1 protein-coding gene is annotated in these 1,290 nt (G+C 64.0%); it reads left to right on the forward strand.

Annotated features, from left to right (window positions below; translation table 11 throughout):
- The first annotated feature begins 207 nt into the window (after positions 1-207).
- Positions 208-1,278: an IS110 family RNA-guided transposase gene (locus tag BST44_RS29120; protein WP_208619908.1), complete on the forward strand. Its 1,071-nt coding sequence runs from the start codon at positions 208-210 to the stop codon at positions 1,276-1,278.
- Positions 1,279-1,290: the final 12 nt, after the last annotated feature.

The following is a 1,290-nucleotide window of genomic DNA, read 5'->3' on the forward strand; positions in this document are numbered from 1 at the left end:
TCAGTGTCAGGGTGAGGTTGCCGCTTGTTGCGGTGGTTGGATCCTGATCACCTGGTGTTTGGCTCGTAGGCTCGTTGCCGCCTTCAGGTTGGCGTTCATGCGTTTTGTCGGCATCAGGTGTGAAGGACCGGCCGGCGTGACTTGATAGGAGCGTGGCATCGCCCCCACTGAGATGTGTCCGCCGACCGGCCCAACCGTCACCTCACAGTGAAGGAGGCAACCACCATGGTTGTTGTTGGAGCCGATGTCCACAAGCGCACGCATACGTTTGTCGCCGTGGATCAGGTAGGCCGCAAAATCGGCGAGAAGGTCGTCGAGGCCACTACGGTAGGTCATCGCCAGGCGATCCGATGGGCTCGCACCCAGTTCGGTGTCGAGCTGGCGTGGGCGATTGAGGATTGCCGGCATTTGTCGGCGCGATTAGAGCGCGATTTGTTGTCCGCCGATCAGAAGGTGGTCCGAGTCCCGTCGAAGTTGATGGCCCAGACCCGGGCCTCGGCTCGTACGCGGGGCAAGTCTGATCCGATTGACGCGTTGGCCGTCGCGCGGGCCTACCTGCGTGAGCCCGATCTTCCGGTGGCTTCCCACGATGAAGTGTCGCGGGAGTTGAAGCTGCTGGTGGATCGGCGTGAAGACCTTGTGGGGCAACGCACTTCGACGATCAACCGGTTGTTGTGGAGAGTGCACGAATTAGATCCTGGCCAGGCGCCGAAACCGGCGTCGCTGGATCTGGCCAAGCACCGCAGGATGCTCGGTGATTGGTTGGCCGCCCAGCCCGGTCTGGTGGCCGAGTTGGCCCGCGAGGAGTTGGCCGACATTACCCGACTCACCGAGGCCATCAATGTTTTGGCGAAACGGATCGGCGAGCGTGTCCGCGCGATCGCTCCGGTGTTGCTGGCCATGCCCGGCTGCGGCGAGCTCACCGCGGCCAAGATCATCGGCGAAACCGCCGGGGTTGCCCGCTTCAAAAGCGAAGCGGCGTTCGCCCGGCACAGCGGCGTGGCGCCTATCCCGGTGTGGTCGGGCAACACCGTCGGCCGCGTCCGGATGACCCGCACCGGCAACCGCCAACTCAACGCCGCTCTGCACCGCATCGCGGTCACCCAGATCCGTCTCGACAGCCTCGGACAGGCCTACTACCGCAGCCGTCTGGCCGCCGGCGACTCCAGCACCGAGGCCCTGCGCTGCCTCAAACGCCGCCTCGCCAGAGTGGTGTTCCATCACCTCCACACCGACCACAACATCCGAACAAAGCCTTGCCAACCGGCAGCGGCTTGACATAGGAGAAAC

Origin of the sequence: Mycobacterium scrofulaceum, assembly GCF_002086735.1 — a bacterium.
Taxonomy (GTDB): Bacteria; Actinomycetota; Actinomycetes; order Mycobacteriales; family Mycobacteriaceae; genus Mycobacterium; species Mycobacterium scrofulaceum.